The sequence below is a fragment of the Aeromonas sp. R5-1 genome, from assembly GCF_040908265.1.
Lineage (GTDB): Bacteria > Pseudomonadota > Gammaproteobacteria > Enterobacterales > Aeromonadaceae > Aeromonas > Aeromonas caviae.
This window is the reverse complement of the sequence record NZ_JBFODJ010000056.1, coordinates 105693-122310: the sequence shown is the minus strand read 5'-3', so window position 1 is coordinate 122310 and position 16618 is coordinate 105693. Positions and strand designations below refer to the sequence as shown.

Sequence of the window (16618 nt, the reverse complement as noted above, 5' to 3'; positions counted from 1 at the left end):
GTAACCGTTCACCGGGACGGTGTTGACAGCACCAACTCCTCCGGGAACGGGTAGTCGGTTTTCTCGATGCAGGACCTGACAACTGCCCTCAGCCACTCCTGCGGGCAGCGGCCCAATCGCTTGGCCGTCTCCACCAACGATAGGATACGCTGCCTGAACTGCTCGCCTCGATGCGACCAGACGCCATAGCTTCCCTTGCGCCACAGCACATAGCCACGCAGCGCCCGCTCCGCTTCATTGTTGGTCAGCGCTATCTCGTCGTTTTCCATAAAACGCCATAGCATCTCATCGTCCTTGAGCAGTAACTGGCAGCGCCCACGGTAGCGCTTGGAACACAGTACACTGCCCCGCTCCAGCTGCCTTCGCCAGCTTTGCCGACATCGCTGCAACCTTCGCTGGTACTGCTCCCGGCTTAAGCAGCCTTGTTCATAGCCATGCCGGGTTCTGAACACCGTGTCAGCCAGCAGTACCAGCCGGGCTCCGATAGGCTGGTTGACGGCGTCGCTACTCTCGGCAATCGCCGCCACGTTGCGCAGCACATGCGCCCAGCACAGTTGGCGCTGGGCGCTGTCGATGAAGCGGTATCCCGCATACTGGTCGGTCACCAGCACCCCATCAAGCTCACTGCCCAGCAACCGCTTCGCTGCCTCCTGACCGCGGCCAAACGCCGTCATGAAGCAGACCGCGACCTTGCTCAGGGCCAGCCACATCCAGCGTCGCTCACCGCCCCGCTGGTGCCGGGTTTCATCGGCATGGATGATGGCGGCAGACTGCACTTGCTGTTTGATGGCTTGGTGGGTCGGGGTGAGCATGGCGCTGACCCGGCCTTGCGCTTCACTGATGGCGCCTCGGCTAAAGCTCAAACCGAAGTGCTGCTTGAGCTGCTGCTGTATCTTGCTGATGCTCTGGTGGAACTGACCACTCTGCAAAGCGATATAGCTCAGCAGATTAGCCCCCATCTGGCTGTGGCTCACCGTATCGGGCAGGGCTGCTTCACTGGTGGTGACGCACCCACGGCAGGTGCCCCGATACAGCTGATGCTCTGTCACCACATAGCTGACCTCGGGCAGGTCAAACACCTGATGAACCCGGTAGGGCTTGTCATGGGACACCACCTGCTCACCACAGCAGGCGCACTGCCGGGCAGGATAGTGTGGTATTGCCGTCAGTCGGTCGTCCTCAGGATGACGTTCACGCCGCTGCCCCTTGTGGCCAGGCTGGGCACCACGAGCCTTGCCGGAAGCGGGGCGCTTGCGCGCAGGCGGGGTCCCCGAGCCATCAGTGGAGGGGGGCTTGGAGGAGTTATTGCTGTTTTGGTTGAGGCGGTCTTCAAGCTCGGCGATGCGCGCCATCAGCTTGTAAATCAGCTCGTTGGCTTGCTCGAGGGTCAGCGGCAGGCCGGGTGGTGGCGTAATGGGTTTGCTCATGACGTGATGGTGCCAAGCTGGCGGGATCAGGCAAGGGGCAACAGTGGATCAAGGGATGATCGTCTCACTTTTTCCTGTCAATGCCATCTGGGTGAACAGTTACTGTCCGACGAGCATATTAACTACAAATCAAGCAACGACACCATACAACCCATTTTTGTTTTACATATGTTAAATGAATATAAAAATGGCATTTTCAAGTTAATCATCATTATAGCTTCACTAATTTTTTATATATTTATCAATACATTGCACTTACATTTCCTCGTATGAGGCCCTTTTTTGCCAATTTTCCTCCCTTGCTGATTTCCCCCCTTCCCGGTTTTTCCAACTGTCTTCCTCCTACGAAAAAAAGACCAAAAAAACATATAAATCAAATACATGGGAAGAGGCAAGCCACTGAAAGAAAAAGAAAAAAATTTATTTTATAAGGGTTTACACCCACTTTCCTTTGGGATTTTTCCTACACACCATTCGGTCGATCAAGACAGATCCGATCGCTATCTTGATCGACGAAAAAACAAGCTGGTCCGAGGAGCAACCTGTTCCAGGTCCGGCTGCCACGACTGGTCGAATCGTCACCAACGTGGCAAGGCATGCCCCTGACGGGCAATGAACCAACCGGGTGGTCAATACCATCCAGAAGATATGTAGGAAATATCGTAATGAAGAAGACTCTGATTGCTCTGTCCGTGGCTACCCTGGGCTTTGCCGCCACCGCTCAAGCCGCCGTAGAAGCGTCTGCCGTCGCGACCTGGCAGGCCACTGCCAAGAAAGACACCACTTCCGAGCTGGTGGTCACCCCGCTCTCCAGCCTCTCCTTCCAATATGCCGAAGGGATCAAGGGGTTCAACACCGTCAACGGCCTGTTCGATGTCGCCATCAAGGGTGATGCCAGCGCGACCGACTTCACCCTGAAGGCGAAGAAACTGAACGGCACCCTGAATCACCTCGGTGGCGACTCCACCGTCGATGTGGGCGTGCTGTGGGGCGGCGCACCGGTCAGCACAACCGCCTACACCACCCTGATCGACACCGCTGCCGGCATCACGGGGGGGAATCTTTCTCCTCTTGCCAACGGCTTCAAGAACGATGCCGAACGCGTCACGGCGCAGGGTTCCTTCACTTTCAACATTGAAAGTGCCACTGCCAGCGGCACCCCCACCACCTTTGACGCCCTGCCGGACGGCCTGTGGAGCGGTGAAGTCAACGTCGAGTTCGTAGCGAACTGGAGCTAACTCATCCACCGCATACCATTGAGGGCCCTGCGGGGCCCTTTGTTCTCTTAGGGGCACATCATGAACCTGAAAATTGCAGCGATCTGGCTGCTGCTCATTCCCGGTATCAGCCAGGCGATCAATGTCGGCGCCGTCACCACCTTCATCGATGCAGGCAGCCAGGAGGTCGCCAAACAGATTGAAAATGGCAGCGACCAGGCCAGATTGGTCACGATCAGCGTGACACGCATCACCTCACCGGAAGAGGGAGGGCAGGAGATCCCCATGGAAGTCAGCGGCGAGCTGATGTTGTCACCCAGTCGGCTGATGCTGCCCGCCAATGCCAGAAACAACGTCAGGTTCTTTTACAAGGGCCCGCAGGATGACAAGGAGCGTTACTACCGCATCCGCTGGCTGGACACGGCGCTCTCCGTCGACGATCAGCGCAACGAACGCCGCCAGGCGGTTGCCACCACGTCAGCACAGATAGGCACCATTCTGGTGGTAACACCACGCCAGCACCGGTTCGCCTACGACCTGAAGGACGACATGCTCACCAACCAGGGCAATGCCTCCTATCGCACGGTAGCGTATGGCCCCTGCCTGAAAGGCGAGGAGCTGTGCAAGGAAACCTACTACGACCTGCCGGGCAAGCAGCGCCGGTTCAAGCAGGTCAATATGCGTGATCCAAAGAGCCACCTGGGACTCTGGCTGGGTCAGGAATTCGTCGTCATCAAGTAATCCCCAATCACGGTACCGCCCCACCCTCTTGCAGGGTGACGGCTCTCGTTCTCCACACCCGGAACCATGGTGCTCGATATGTTGAAAAAAGCCTGGCTGTTGCCGTTCTCCTGGCTGATTGCGATGTCAGCCTCGGCCAGCACTGCTGCCCCTCTCAAAATTGCCAACGTCATCATTCCTGCCAGTTTTGCCAAGGCGCTGGAAGAGGGGCTGGCGGTACCGGTACGCCTGCGATACACGGATGAGGACAACAGGATCGACACCCTGACCGACGACACCATCGGCAATGCCACCCTGCTGCTGCAAGACGGCAAGCTGCACTTGTTGCACCTTGATTTCAGTGCCGGCCAGCAGCAAGGTGTGCTGAACGATGCCCTTACCACTCTGCTCTCCAGCAAGCAAAGACGCACCTTTTCTGCCGATGGCGACTTGCAGATCGATGCCGATGCCAGCATGCAGCTGGACCTCGTCGCCATGCTGCTCACCATCCGGGTGTCACGGGATGCCTTTGGCCAGGCGAGGCAATCTGACAACCGTGTCGCACTGACCCCGACGGTGGACACCCTGACGGGCGTACAGCGCTACAACCTGGGTTACTCCTTCATCAATACCCCCCAGAGCGGACACCAGGACTCCAATTTCCTGCAGCTGGAGAGTACCGTCGGGCTGGGCGCGCACCATGTCGCCGTGGATGCCTCCCTTTACAACCTGGGTGAGCCGGAGCAGAGCGGCGATATCTACCGCGCCATGTACGAACGGGATCTCGATGATCGCCGCATCGCAGCAGGCATGGTCTCGACATGGGACCTGCAGACCCTGGGGGTGGTGACGGGCCTGACCACGGGTCGCCTCTACGGCGCATCCTATGGCAACCAGGCGCAATCTCGAAAACAGACCACCAACGAATCGACCACTCCGGTGCAAGTCTTCATGCCCGCCAACGGCGAGGTCAGGGTCTATCGGGATGAACGCCTGATAGGCCTGCAAAACCTGGCGATCGGCAACCAGCACATCGACACCTCCGCGTTCCCCAACGGGGTCTACAACGTCACGGTCGAAGTCTATGTCGACGGCCGCCTGACCAGCACGACCACCCAGCGAGTCACCAAGCTGGGCGGCAATCAGGGCTTTACCCGGGAGTGGGGATGGCAATGGTGGGGAGGCATGATGGAGAACAGCCAGCACAGCGGCGATTCCCCCCTGCTCGGTCTGTCGCTGGCACGCTCGCTGGATGCCCTTGATCTGGCGACGACCACCTATGCTTTCAGGGATGCGGCCGTCGGCGAGGCACGCGCAAGCTGGCAGGTCACGGATCGCCTCGGCACCCAGTTGCAAAGCATGCTGTCCACCGATCACTCCTGGCGGCTGGCGTCCAGCCTTTCCTGGCAAGCCCATGACAATGCCTCCCTGTGGGTCAGCCAGGAAAAACTGTATGCAGGCGATGCCCTGGGAGTGAGTGCAACCGAGCTCTACTCTGCCGGCATCACGATCAATCTGGGTGGCTGGGTCAGCGGCATGGGTCAGCTGACCTTCAACACCACGCACGACCGTCAGATGAACAGCGATCGCAGTTATGCGGATTACTACCAGCACCTCTATGCGGGCCGATACGGCACCCTCTCCATGCGCGCCAGCCTGCAGAGCGACAGTGGCACACTCAATGGATTCAGCAACAAGAGCATCACCCTGGACTACTCCATCCCGTTCGACAATCTGTTCAGCTTCGGCATGAGCAGCAACGAGCAGGGCCAGACCACGGCCAACCTCAACTATCAGAAGCGCATGGAGGGAGCCATCAACCTGGCCGCACTGAATGCCTCCCGCATGATGCACGGCAGCGACACACACAATATGGCGCTTTCCGGCACCCTGGGGTTCGAAAATAGGGTCATCGGCGGCACCATAACGCTGGGTCGCGGTCATGGCGGCGACGTGAATGGCAACCTGATTGCACGGGGTGCCCTGATCACCACGGAGAACGACGTGATCGCATCCAGCCGGAGCACCTCTGGTTCAGGCCTCATCATCAATACCGGCATCCACCGGGAAGGACAGATGCTCGCCAAGGTGAATGGACAGGACTACCCCCTGCAAGGGGAACAGACCTTCCTGGCGCTCCCGCCTTATCAGGAATACGAGGTGGAACTGCTCAACAGCAAGACGGGCAAGGACAGCTATGACATCAACACCGGCAAGCAGCGCTATACCCTGTTCCCCGGCAACGTCGCCACTCTGGATGCCGGCAGCAGCATCAAGGAGATGGTCACCGTGTTTGGCGTACTCAGGGCAGAAGATGGCTCGCTGCTTGCTAACGCCCGCATTGACAACCACATCGGCACCACGGTGACCAACGAGGTCGGCGAGTTCACCCTGGACGTGGACAAGGCCAACCCCATGCTGACTTTCCGCCGGGGAAGCGACTTCTGTGAAGCCGACCTGGATCTTGCACAACACACGGGCGCGGCCTGGGTCGGCATCGTGACCTGCCAGGGACTGCCCACCTACGCCATGGTGAGAGAGTATTGAACATGAACATCACACACAGATTGCTGCTGGTCATTGCACTTGGCGCCGGCTGGGCACAGCAAGGCAGTGCGGCTGTCACAAAATATAATCTGGCTGATGCCGATCTTCGTCATTTGCTGTTTATTGAAAATCAGGAGGACAACAATTTATTCATTACCCCAACCGATTATCTGGACCCTCGCTTGTCAGGTGGCAATGCCTGGACGTCCGACTCCAGACAGGTCAGCCTGGCATATGCTGACAATGGCTATAACTACACAGTCACCAACGACAATATCGACATGTGGGAAAACGGCCCGATTCGGTATCCTTATATCAATCAGCGTTGCATAAAGAGCTGGTCTGGATGTGACCCGCAAACGGCAGAGGCGGTCAACAAGCCGAGCGTCGTCAATGAAACAGGTTTCTTTGGATTAACGAAGGCGGCAACTGGATATGCTCATGCAAAATTGAGCGCCAGCTTCTTTGATTACCTGCGTACAATGCCGGTTGGAGCCATCCTGAACAGGGAAATGAACCTCTGCAGGACCACCAGAGCCTATGATGCAGCCTCGGGTGAGCGTTGCATAGATCAAAGCAGCGGCACCTGGTATGTGAGAAAGGTACAGCACAAGAAAGCGGGTCATCTTCGTTTTATACAGACCAATGCCATCAGTGAAGTGATCGTGGACAGCAATGGAGCACCCTATGTGTTACCCGGTTCACAAGGCTGCGAGAATTATCGGCTGGGTACCCGTGATGGTATTCTCTGCCGTTTTCTTGACTACGATTTCAGTCAGGATGGTAGTCAGTCCTTCTCCGATCCCTATGTATACACAAACATAAAAAATGCGGCCCTGAACAGCGCCATTGCCAGTGCAGATGTGCAAATGAGCGCAAATCTCACCAATTGGGCAAGCAAGGGTGCTGACTACAAGATCGGCTATCTCAATGGGCAGTCGTCTATTTATCTGTTTCTCTCCAGTAATTTTTTCAAACAGGTGGTCAGACTCGGGCTTCAGGATCAACTGACAAGAAGTTTGATTAACTTCAACATGCGAAATGTCAAAGCACCAGAAAGTGGGTTTTATGAATTCAGTGGCACCACTGAAATCGTGATAAAGCCGCGGGACTTCAGCGTATCCATCTTGTCTTCGGAGGGCGTCAGCAATCCTTACAGGGAGGGGCAGGTCGGAAAAGACATTCTGAGCTTCTCATACAATATCTCTGATAGCGGCCCCATCAGTGCCGATATGCTGGAAATTTCTATTTCACAGGACAGGGGGTCGCCTTATCGGGGATATTGCACTTTCTATCCGGCAGGCTCCTTCGCACCTGAACAGGCCGTCCCCATCCCTACCAGGCTGGTATTCGATTCGGTGGCTCATGGAGCGGGTTCACGGCACGCCATTCGCTGCGATCGCACACCGGTGGATATTCGCACCCTCGGAATACAGGACAATCAACCACCGCAGGAGTGGAATGATCCCGTCAACGGTCAGGGCATCACCCGGTTTTACAAGCTGGCGCTGGAATTCGACCTGACCGATCCCATGGTGCAGCGCACCATGGGCGACGAGATGTGGGAAGGCGAGGTGGAACAAAGCGGCACCATCACCATCAAGGGGACCTGGCGCTGACCATGGAGTACAACATGCATCGTCTACTTTGGCCCTTGCTGGGCGGCTTGCTGGCCTCACAGGCCGCCGCCCTCGACATCGGCGCCATGACTCTTGCCATGGCGCCAGAGCAGGAGTTCATTACCAGAACCCTGACCAACAACAGTGCTTCACCCAAGCTGTACGACATACAGATGGAAAAAATCAGCGACCCCACGGCCAGAGGCAGGACACTGCCCACCGTCCCCGGTGAGCTGCTGTTTGCCCCCAGGCGCTTCACCCTGCACGCCAGACATGCCCAGAACGTCAAGTTCTACTACAAGGGGCCCGCCGATGACCATGAGCGTTACTACCGCATCACCTTCACCGAGTCACCAGCAGCCCAGGTGGATGAAGGCAGCCAGACGCAGCACCAGGGAACCGTCGAGGTGAAACTGGCCCTGCAGTCCATCCTGGTGGTGCGTCCGCGTCAGTCACGTTTTGCATACCAGTTGGACCCGGCACAGAGCACCATCACCAATACCGGCAACACCTATTTCGAGTTCATGGTGAAACGGGGCTGCCAGCAGGCGGACAGCGAGGCGGACAGCAAGTACCTGCTGCCCGGGGAGACCTACCACAATCCCCGGATCAATCAGCCGGGCAACCAGAAGCTCATCGTCTACCAGTCCCGCTTCATCCCGGTGGGCAAGGATTGCTGGCCAGACTAGGTGCCCGACACCGGACGGTCAGCAATCCCCAGGGTCAGGAGGAGAGCGTCGCCAGCCTGGCCGCAAACCCCATGAAGAAGAGGCCGATAAGGCCGTTGCCGAGACGGGCCGCCGTCTGGCGCTGACGGAAAAAGCGGGCCATCAGGGTACCGCCGAAGATCAGCAGGGTCAGGTAGACGAAACTCATCGCTTCCAGCATGCCAGCCAGCACCAGGTAGGAGATCCAGGTGTGGGCATAGCTGAAGTCGATGAACTGCACGAAGAAAGAGACGTAGAACAGGATCGCCTTGGGATTGGTGAGGCTCAGGGTGAGGGCCTTGGTAAAATAGCGCTCACCGGGATCCATCTCGGACGCCGGTCCCGCCTTTTTGGCGATGAAGTTCGCGTGCAGGATCTTCACCCCCAGATAAAGCAGATAGATGGCGCCCAGATAGCGCACCAGGGTAAAGAGCAATGGGGTGGTGCGAATGAGGGACGCGATCCCCAGATAGGCGCAGAAAATGAGAATGGCATCGCCGACGAAGACGCCGAGGGCGGCGCGATAACCCGGGCCTATGCCGCGCACGGCACCGGTTCGCAGCACGTAGAGGGAGTTCGGGCCCGGGGCGATGATGATGAAGAAGAGACCGACCAGATAGGTCCAGACGTTGATGACACCCAGGCTTTCGAACATGTTCCCTCCATGGCGGGTGATGAGCCGGATAACGGCGGCAGGCCTTCTATACTAATCCGCCCCGCGCCAAGCACAAGATCTGACCAGCCATCCACACGCCGTCAGCATGAACGGCCTGCGCGCCACGCGAACGCAATCCGGGCGTTCGCCCACTTTGGTTATGTCCAGATACGCCGGGATAGGGCATGGTAGAGGGAGTGATACCCCAGCCATGGACAAGACCTTGAGTACCGACACCCCGATCACCGCCCCGCCCGCGGTGGACAACCCGACTACCACCGCTTATCCGGTGATCGCCGCCATCAGCTTCTCGCACCTGTTGAACGACATGATGCAGTCGGTACTGCTGGCCATCTATCCCCTCCTGAAGCTGGGGCTCGATCTGTCGTTCACCCAGATAGGTCTCATCACCCTCACCTACCAGTTCACGGCCTCGCTGCTGCAACCCCTGATCGGCCTCTATACCGACCGCAGACCCATGCCCTACTCCCTGCCTCTGGGCATGGGCTTCACGCTGGTGGGGCTGCTCTACCTGTCGCAGGCAGGCAGCTTTGGCGCCGTGCTGTTGTCGGCCATGCTGATCGGCATGGGCTCCTCCGTCTTCCACCCGGAATCCTCCCGGGTCGCCCGCATGGCGGCCGGCAACCAGCCTGGTCTGGCCCAGTCTCTGTTCCAGATCGGCGGCAATCTGGGATCGGCCATCGGCCCCCTGCTCGCGGCGCTCATCATAGTGCCGAAGGGACAGGGCAGTGCGGCCTGGTTCTCGTTGTTCGCACTCATCGGGGTCATCGTGCTCAGCTTCGTCGGCCGCTGGTCCAGCCACCATGCCGCCAGCTTCCATCGGCGGATGAGAGCCCATGCCGGTACCGGCCTGAGCCGCCGCCAGATTGGCTGGTCACTGGCCATCCTCGGTCTGCTGATGTTCTCCAAGTTCTTCTACATGGCCAGCCTGAGCAGCTATTACACCTTCTACCTGATGGACAAGTTCCACCTGTCGCTGGAGAGCGCCCAGCTCTATCTGTTCGCCTTCCTGTTTGCCGTCGCGGCGGGGACAGTGCTCGGCGGGCCGCTCGGCGATCGCATCGGTCGCAAGCGGGTGATCTGGATCTCCATCCTCGGCGTCGCTCCCTTCACCCTGCTGCTGCCCCACGTCGACCTGTTCTGGACCTCGGTGCTGTCGATCGTCATCGGCCTCATCCTGGCGTCGGCCTTCTCCGCCATCCTGGTCTACGCCCAGGATCTGGTACCCGGCAAGGTCGGCACCATTTCCGGCCTCTTCTTCGGCTTCGCCTTCGGCATGGGAGGGATAGGGGCCGCCCTGCTGGGCAAATTGGCCGATGCCACCAGCATCGAAACCGTCTATCAGGTCTGCGCCTATCTGCCCCTTATTGGCCTGCTGACCGCCTTCCTGCCCAATATCAGGAGAGGCTAGAGGCCAAGCGGCCGCCAGCGTCGACGGACGAGTCGACCGACCATAAAAAACGCGGCCTGAGCAGGCCGCGTCTGGTTCCATCACTCGGGCCGCCTGACACGGCCCGATCCGCTCGGACTCATCCGCCGAGCCTCTTTGTCAGCAATACGGCCTCTCCCCCAGCCCGACGAGCGGGCCCACTGGAAGTTGTCACCCGAGAGGCCGCTGACGGGACCATTCACCGCAGGGCCGCGGCGTCCCTCAGCAGTACTGGCCTGCCACCCAGCCCGACGACCAGGCCCACTGGAAGTTGTAACCACCGAGCCAGCCGGTCACATCGACCACTTCGCCGATGAAGTAGAGGCCGGGCACGGTGCGCGCCTCCATGGTCTTGGAGGAGAGCGCGTTGGTATCCACTCCCCCCAGGGTCACTTCGGCGGTGCGATACCCTTCGGTGCCGTTGGGCAGGATCTGCCAATCCCCCAGCAGGGTGGCCACCGCCTCCAGCTCCCGCTCGTTGTACTGGCGCATCGGCTTGCTCACCAGCCATCCCAGCTCCACCAGCTTGTCGACGAAGCGCTTGGGCAGCTCGCGCCCCAGCACGGTTTTCAGTTCCTGGGCAGGATGGGCCTGGGCCCAGGTCTTGAGGGTCTCTGGAATGTCGAGATCCGGCAGCAGGTTGATGTGGATCTTCTCCCCCGCCAGCCAAAAAGAGGAGATCTGCAGGATGGCGGGGCCGGAGAGGCCGCGATGGGTGAACAGCATGGCCTCCTTGAAGCGGGTGCCATCCTCGGCGGTCACCGCCACCGGCAGGCTGACCCCCGCCAGATCGGCGAAGGCCTCCTTGTCGGCCTGATGCAGGGTAAAGGGCACCAACCCGGCGCGAGTCGGCAGCACGGTGAGGCCGAACTGCTCCGCCAGCTTGAAGCCGTAGGGGGTGGCACCGAGTTTCGGCATGGAGAGGCCGCCGGTGGCGACCACCAGCGACGAGCAGGCGATCTTCCCCTTGCTGGTGTCGAGCACGAAGCCTTCATCTGTCTTGCTGACGGTGAGGATCTCGGTCTGGAACTGCAGGGTCACGCCAGCCCAGTCGCACTCGGTCAGCAGGATGTCGACGATATCCTTGGCGCTGTCGTCGCAGAAGAGCTGGCCCAGCGTCTTCTCGTGGTAGTTCAGGCCGTGCCTGTCCACCAGATCGATGAAATCCTGCTGGGTATAGCGCGCCAGCGCCGATTTGCAGAAGTGGGGGTTGGCCGAAAGGAAGGCATGGGGACCCGCCTGATGATTGGTGAAGTTGCAGCGACCGCCGCCGCTGATGAGGATCTTGCGGCCCGGCTTCTTGGCGTTGTCGAGCACCAGCACGGAGCGACCCCGGTAGCCAGCCTGGGCCGCACACATCAATCCGGCCGCCCCGGCACCGATCACCACCACATCCACCTGTTTCATCGTCACTCACCCATCAAAAGAAAAACGGCCCCTTTACAAGGGGCCGTCATTGTACTGACTGAACACTAAGTGTCCACGACTATCAGGCGTTGCCGTCCATGATGCTGGCCGGGGCGCCCTTGGCCAACTCGGCCAGCTCCTTGTCGATGAAATAGAGGCCCTTGCCATCCTCGCCCACCAGGCTCAGACGGTCGACGATGCTCTTGAACAGCTTCTCCTCTTCGTGCTGCTCGGCCACGTACCACTGCAGGAAGTTGAAGGTGGAGTAATCCTGGGTGGTGAAGGCGACGTGGGCCAGACCGTTGATGCACTTGGTGATGTGATACTCGTGCTCCAGGGTGGTGCGGAAGATGTCACCCAGGGACTTGAATTCATGGGGAGGCGCTTCGATGGCCCCCAGCACCGGCATGGCGCCGGTCTCGCTCACGTAGGTGAACAGGCGCTCCATGTGCTGGCGCTCCTCGACCGCATGCTGGCGCAGGAAGGTGGCGGCCCCCTCGAAGCCCTTGTCCTCGCACCAGGCGCTCATCTGCAGGTAGAGGTTGGAGGAATAGAATTCAAGATTAATCTGCTCGTTCAACTTCTCGATCATGGCTTTGGCCAACATGATGATTCTCCACTGTGATTTGCCCACGATTGTCGCCACTGTTGCATCCTGACGCAACCAGAGACAACCGACGCACCCCGCAGTTGCGACGACTTTTCACCTCATCCTCTCCCCCATACGGTTATAGAGAAGCAAAGAAACATGGTGTAGGTGACATCAGCCATTATGATGGCGCCATTGGTCGGGGAAAGGATTCAATGAGATTCATAATGGCACTGGCGCTGCTCTGGATGACCCAGTTGCAGGCAGCTCCCTCCTTGCTGAAAGAGGCTGAATTGCAGGCGGCGCGCGATCCCGTCGGCTATCTGCAGCGCCTCGACGCCAGTCCCCAGCAGGATATGGAACTGTTCTACGCCAGGTCCCTGGCCCAGGCAGCCCTAGGCCGCTATCCCCAGGCACAGCGCGACAATGCCCGCGCCCGGGGTCTGGCCAATGCCCAGCAGGAGACCCTGCGCCTGCTCGACTTCCGGTTGCAGCAGATTGCCCTGACCCTGGATGCCGATACGCCGGATCAGGCGCTCGAGCTGCTCACCCAGCTCTGGCCAGCGGTCCGGCATCACCCCAGGCAGGTCTCGGAGTGGCATGCCCTCAACGGGCTCGCCCTCTACCGTACCCAGCAGATGAAAGAGGCGATCCTCGAGCTCAAGACCGCCTATCACCTCAAGCAGAAAGAGCCGGGTTCCATCCTCTCCACCTTGCAGTGCGGCCGTCTGCTGATGACCCTCGGCAACCTCTATGCGGACCTCAATCTCTACCGTGAGGCCGAGACCTATTATCAGGATGCCCTCGGCCAGATGGTGCAGCTCAACGAACCCAACAGCCAGGCCATCATCCGGGCCAACATGGCCAGGCTCTACATCGACATGGGCCAGCCTGCCAGAGCCAGCCAGTTGCTCGATACCCTGCTGGCCACGCCGAGCCTGTCACCCCACTATCGCGCCATCGTCCTCGGCTACCAGGCCATGGTGTTCAACGCACGGGCGGACTGGCACGCCGCCTGGCGCAGCCTGGAGGAGGCACAAGCCATCTATGACAGGCTGGATAGCCCGCAGGCGGCCTCCCGTCTGACCGAGATCAGGGCAAGAACCCTGCTGGGTCGTGGCGAGAAGCAGCTGGCCCTGCAACTGCTGATGGAGCACACCGCCCCTCTCTCCATGGATGGTCGGGCGATGCAGGCCAGGTTACTGGCCGATCTGGGCCGCTACCCCGAGGCCTACGGGGCCATGACCCGCTACATGCAGTACTACAAGCAGCACTTCAACCAGACCCTGAGCCAGCACGCGGCCGCCTTCCAGGTCGAGATGGATCTGGCTCGCAGCGAGGCCAGCAATCGCGCGTTGCAGCAGGAGAACGAGAGCAAGCGCCAGCAACTGCTCTACCAGCAGAGTGCCCGCTACTACCAATTGCTGCTGCTGGTGCTGCTGGCCGTCGCTCTGATCCTGCTCGGGCTCACCACCCGCAGGCTCCACCGCAGCTCGCGCCACCTCTACAAGCTCGCCACCTTCGATCAGCTGACCGGGCTGCCCAACCGGCGCGCCCTGCTGGAGAGACTGGGTCAGCAATGGCTGCACGAAACGCCCCTGACCCTGCTCATCATCGACATCGATCACTTCAAGCAGATCAACGACAAGCATGGTCACCAGGCGGGGGATCAGGCTATCCGGCAGTTGGCCAGGGAGCTCAAGAGCTGGGCGCCGGACCAGCAGTTGATCGGGCGCTGGGGCGGGGAAGAATTTCTGGTGGCCATGACCCAGGACGGGGCCACCTGCTGGCGGCAGGCGGAGCAGCTGAGAAGCCGGATCGCCTACCTGGCGGCCCCCCACATGACCATCAGCATCGGAGTGGCGGAACGCTCGACGCAGGATGACAGCCTGAGCCAGCTCATCCATCGGGCCGACATGGCCATGTATCAGGCGAAGCGCCAGGGGCGCAACCAGACCGTGCTGGCCCAGTCTCCCAATCTTTCCCCTGAACTGGCCTGCAACGTCGCCTGATGCCCCCTCGTGCGGGTGTCAGGGCGTCAGCTCAGTGAGTGACGCCACGTTCACCGGCGCACCGTAATCCACCCCCGGCAGCTCGAAGCCGTTGAGCTGCATGAACTCCTGGCGCAACCCGGCAAAATCCCCCAGGGTGCGGAAGTTCTCCGGCGTCACCTTGGGCCAGAGCGCCGAGACGGCGGCCTGCACCGCTGGCTCAAGCTCGTGGTCATCCATCCGGATCAGCCGGTTGCCATCGGCGACGACCCCTCTGGGCCCGTACATCTTGTCGGCAAACAGCCGCTGCATCTGCTCGATGCAGCCCTCGTGGACACCACGCTCCTTCATCACCCCCATCAACAGGCCCAGATAGACAGGCAGCACCGGAATAAACACGCTCGCCTTGGTCACCAGCGCCTTGCAAACCGACACCCAGGCATGACCGCCAATCCCGGCAAGTTGCAGGTTGATGGTCTCGGCGGTGGCGTGCAGGTGCTCCTTGGCATAGCCGATGGTGCCGTCCCGATAGAGGGGATAGGTGGACTCGGGGCCGATATAGGAGTAGGCAACGGTCCGGGCGCCGGGGGCCAGGCAATCCGCCTGCTGCAATGCCTGCATCCAGCGCTGCCAGTCCTCGCCCCCCATCACGGTGACGGTGTCGCGGATCTCCTCCGGGGTGGCTGGCACCAGCGACTGCTGCACCAGCGCATCGTGCTCCAGATCCAGCCCCCAGCCTTGCAGCGGCTGGCCTGTGGTCTTGAGCACCGAGCGTACCTGTGTGCCATCCGGCATCACCCTGACTCCGCTCGCCAGCGAATAGACCACCAGATCCACCTGCCCGAGTCGCTGGCGGATGACGTCGATGGCCTGCTGGCGCATGGTGTCGGAGAAGGCATCTCCGATCAGGTTGACGGCGATGCGACCGGCTTGCTCCGCCGCCTGACGAAACCAGATGTTGTTGTACCAGCCAGCACTGCCGAGCCCCTTGTCGGAGGGACCCCGCTCGAACGAGACGCCCAGGGTATCGGCCCCGGCGCCGAAGGTGAGCGCGATCCGGGACGCCAGCCCGAAACCGGACGATGCCCCCAGCACCAGCACCCGTTTCGGCCCGTTGAACGGCCCCGCCGCCCGCACCTGTTCGATCTGTTGCAGCACGGCGGCGCGACAACCCATGGGGTGGCAATTGCGGGCAACACAACCCTGGATCTGGGGATGAATGATCATGAAGGACTCTCCGGTGCATCGGTGGGACATGAGAAACGGCCATGACAGCGTCACCCGGTTGCAGGTGAGGAGCCCTGGCCGTTTTGCCAAGGGAACTGGCTACAGCATAACCAAGGGGGGCGGGATTACCTTGATGTCGGACGGGATATGGACTGGAAGAGGGCAGAAAAACAAAAGGGAGCGCGAGGCTCCCCAAAGCGGTATTCAGATGCTTTTTGTTGTTTTGTGTTCATTGCGAAGCACGGGCACATCCTATTCCCCCACCTTCCCGAGGGCAATAGCACGCCTGTGACCGGCGTCAAACTCCTGTTCAAAATATGCACTCCCCGGCCACCTGCACCTCTACGCCTTCCGGTTCGGGGTCAGGCAAATCCTGAAACTGTGGCGACGATGCCGTTTTAGTTTCAGCAGACATTGGTATAGTGGACCCAGGATCAGTGAGGAGAACTCCCATGAATGGAACCTATTACAAACACGTACTGGCCGCGATCGACCTGTCGGAAGACAACCGCAAGGTGATCGAGAAGGCGGTCGACCGGGCCCGCTCCAACGGCGCCAAGCTGTCGGTGATCCATGTGGATGTGGACCTCAAGGATCTCTACACCGAGATGATCGACATCGACATCGACAACGTGCAGGACCAGGTGATCGCCGAAGCGAAGGAGAAGCTGGAAGCCTTCCTCGCCTCGGTGGACTACCCCATCGAGAAGAAGCTGGTCATCTGCGGCGATCTGAGCGAGCGGGTCAACCAGGCGGTCAAGGACTACCAGATCGACCTGCTGGTGTGCGGCCATCGCCAGAGCTTCTGGAGCCTGCTCACCTCGAGCGCACGCCAGCTGATGAATACCGTGCCCTGCGACATGCTGGTCGTGCCCTTGCAGAAGTGATCGAACAGGCGTAGTGTGATTTGCCATGAATATGACCTCATTCAATCACAACTACTGGTGGTGCTGCTTCTAAACAGGCGGCACTGCTTTTCTATGTAGAATTTCCCAAAGAAAACACCGTGACCGCCGAGAGGCGGTCATTGTTTTCATCCCTTTGTCGCCTCCCGGCTCACCC

13 protein-coding genes are annotated in these 16618 nt (G+C 59.9%); 8 read left to right on the top strand and 5 right to left on the bottom strand.

Features of this window, described 5'->3' with window-relative positions; all coding sequences use genetic code 11:
* Window positions 1-8 precede the first annotated feature (8 nt).
* Window positions 9-1427, bottom strand: a complete 1419-nt coding sequence (locus AB5Y64_RS09010) for an IS66-like element ISAs21 family transposase (RefSeq protein ID WP_004576012.1) — start codon at window positions 1425-1427, stop codon at window positions 9-11.
* A 665-nt stretch (window positions 1428-2092) separates the two neighbouring features.
* Here AB5Y64_RS09010 and AB5Y64_RS09005 point away from each other — a divergent pair.
* From AB5Y64_RS09005 to AB5Y64_RS08985, 5 genes are all read left to right on the top strand, one after another.
* Window positions 2093-2665, top strand: coding sequence for a common pilus major fimbrillin subunit EcpA (locus tag AB5Y64_RS09005; RefSeq protein WP_010672341.1), 573 nt, complete (start codon window positions 2093-2095; stop codon window positions 2663-2665).
* Between the two features lie 60 nt (window positions 2666-2725).
* Window positions 2726-3385 (top strand): fimbria/pilus periplasmic chaperone, encoded by a 660-nt coding sequence (locus AB5Y64_RS09000; RefSeq protein WP_039040681.1) that lies wholly within the window; start codon window positions 2726-2728, stop codon window positions 3383-3385.
* Window positions 3386-3463: 78 nt separating this feature from the next.
* On the top strand, window positions 3464-5911 hold the full coding sequence (locus AB5Y64_RS08995; RefSeq protein WP_234704038.1) for a fimbrial biogenesis outer membrane usher protein: 2448 nt from the start codon (window positions 3464-3466) through the stop codon (window positions 5909-5911).
* A gap of 2 nt (window positions 5912-5913) precedes the next feature.
* Window positions 5914-7530 carry a hypothetical protein gene (locus AB5Y64_RS08990; RefSeq protein WP_039040679.1) on the top strand — a complete coding sequence of 539 codons (1617 nt, stop codon included), beginning with the start codon at window positions 5914-5916 and terminating at the stop codon, window positions 7528-7530.
* A 14-nt stretch (window positions 7531-7544) separates the two neighbouring features.
* Window positions 7545-8219: a fimbria/pilus periplasmic chaperone gene (locus AB5Y64_RS08985; RefSeq protein ID WP_039040697.1), complete on the top strand. Its 675-nt coding sequence runs from the start codon at window positions 7545-7547 to the stop codon at window positions 8217-8219.
* A 34-nt stretch (window positions 8220-8253) separates the two neighbouring features.
* On the opposite strand, the gene leuE is transcribed toward AB5Y64_RS08985, so the two are convergent.
* A complete protein-coding gene (leuE, locus tag AB5Y64_RS08980) occupies window positions 8254-8892 on the bottom strand; it encodes a leucine efflux protein LeuE (protein ID WP_010672336.1) in 639 nt (212 codons plus the stop codon).
* A gap of 211 nt (window positions 8893-9103) precedes the next feature.
* On the opposite strand from leuE, the gene AB5Y64_RS08975 reads away from it, so the two are divergent.
* Window positions 9104-10324 (top strand): MFS transporter, encoded by a 1221-nt coding sequence (locus tag AB5Y64_RS08975; protein ID WP_039040678.1) that lies wholly within the window; start codon window positions 9104-9106, stop codon window positions 10322-10324.
* 240 nt (window positions 10325-10564) lie between these two features.
* On the opposite strand, the gene AB5Y64_RS08970 is transcribed toward AB5Y64_RS08975, so the two are convergent.
* Window positions 10565-11749, bottom strand: a complete 1185-nt coding sequence (locus tag AB5Y64_RS08970; protein ID WP_039040677.1) for an NAD(P)/FAD-dependent oxidoreductase — start codon at window positions 11747-11749, stop codon at window positions 10565-10567.
* A gap of 82 nt (window positions 11750-11831) precedes the next feature.
* Window positions 11832-12356 carry a non-heme ferritin gene (gene ftnA, locus AB5Y64_RS08965; RefSeq protein WP_010672333.1) on the bottom strand — a complete coding sequence of 175 codons (525 nt, stop codon included), beginning with the start codon at window positions 12354-12356 and terminating at the stop codon, window positions 11832-11834.
* Between the two features lie 209 nt (window positions 12357-12565).
* Between ftnA and AB5Y64_RS08960 the strand changes: the two genes are divergently transcribed.
* The gene (locus AB5Y64_RS08960) at window positions 12566-14350 is read left to right on the top strand and encodes a diguanylate cyclase (RefSeq protein ID WP_039040676.1); all 1785 of its coding nucleotides are present in this window, start codon (window positions 12566-12568) and stop codon (window positions 14348-14350) included.
* A gap of 18 nt (window positions 14351-14368) precedes the next feature.
* Here the strand turns inward: AB5Y64_RS08960 and fabV are convergent, their stop codons facing one another.
* Window positions 14369-15556 carry an enoyl-ACP reductase FabV gene (fabV, locus tag AB5Y64_RS08955; protein ID WP_039040675.1) on the bottom strand — a complete coding sequence of 396 codons (1188 nt, stop codon included), beginning with the start codon at window positions 15554-15556 and terminating at the stop codon, window positions 14369-14371.
* 452 nt (window positions 15557-16008) lie between these two features.
* Here fabV and AB5Y64_RS08950 point away from each other — a divergent pair, with 452 nt between their 5' ends.
* Window positions 16009-16443, top strand: a complete 435-nt coding sequence (locus AB5Y64_RS08950) for a universal stress protein (RefSeq protein ID WP_010672329.1) — start codon at window positions 16009-16011, stop codon at window positions 16441-16443.
* The last annotated feature ends 175 nt before the right edge of the window (window positions 16444-16618 follow it).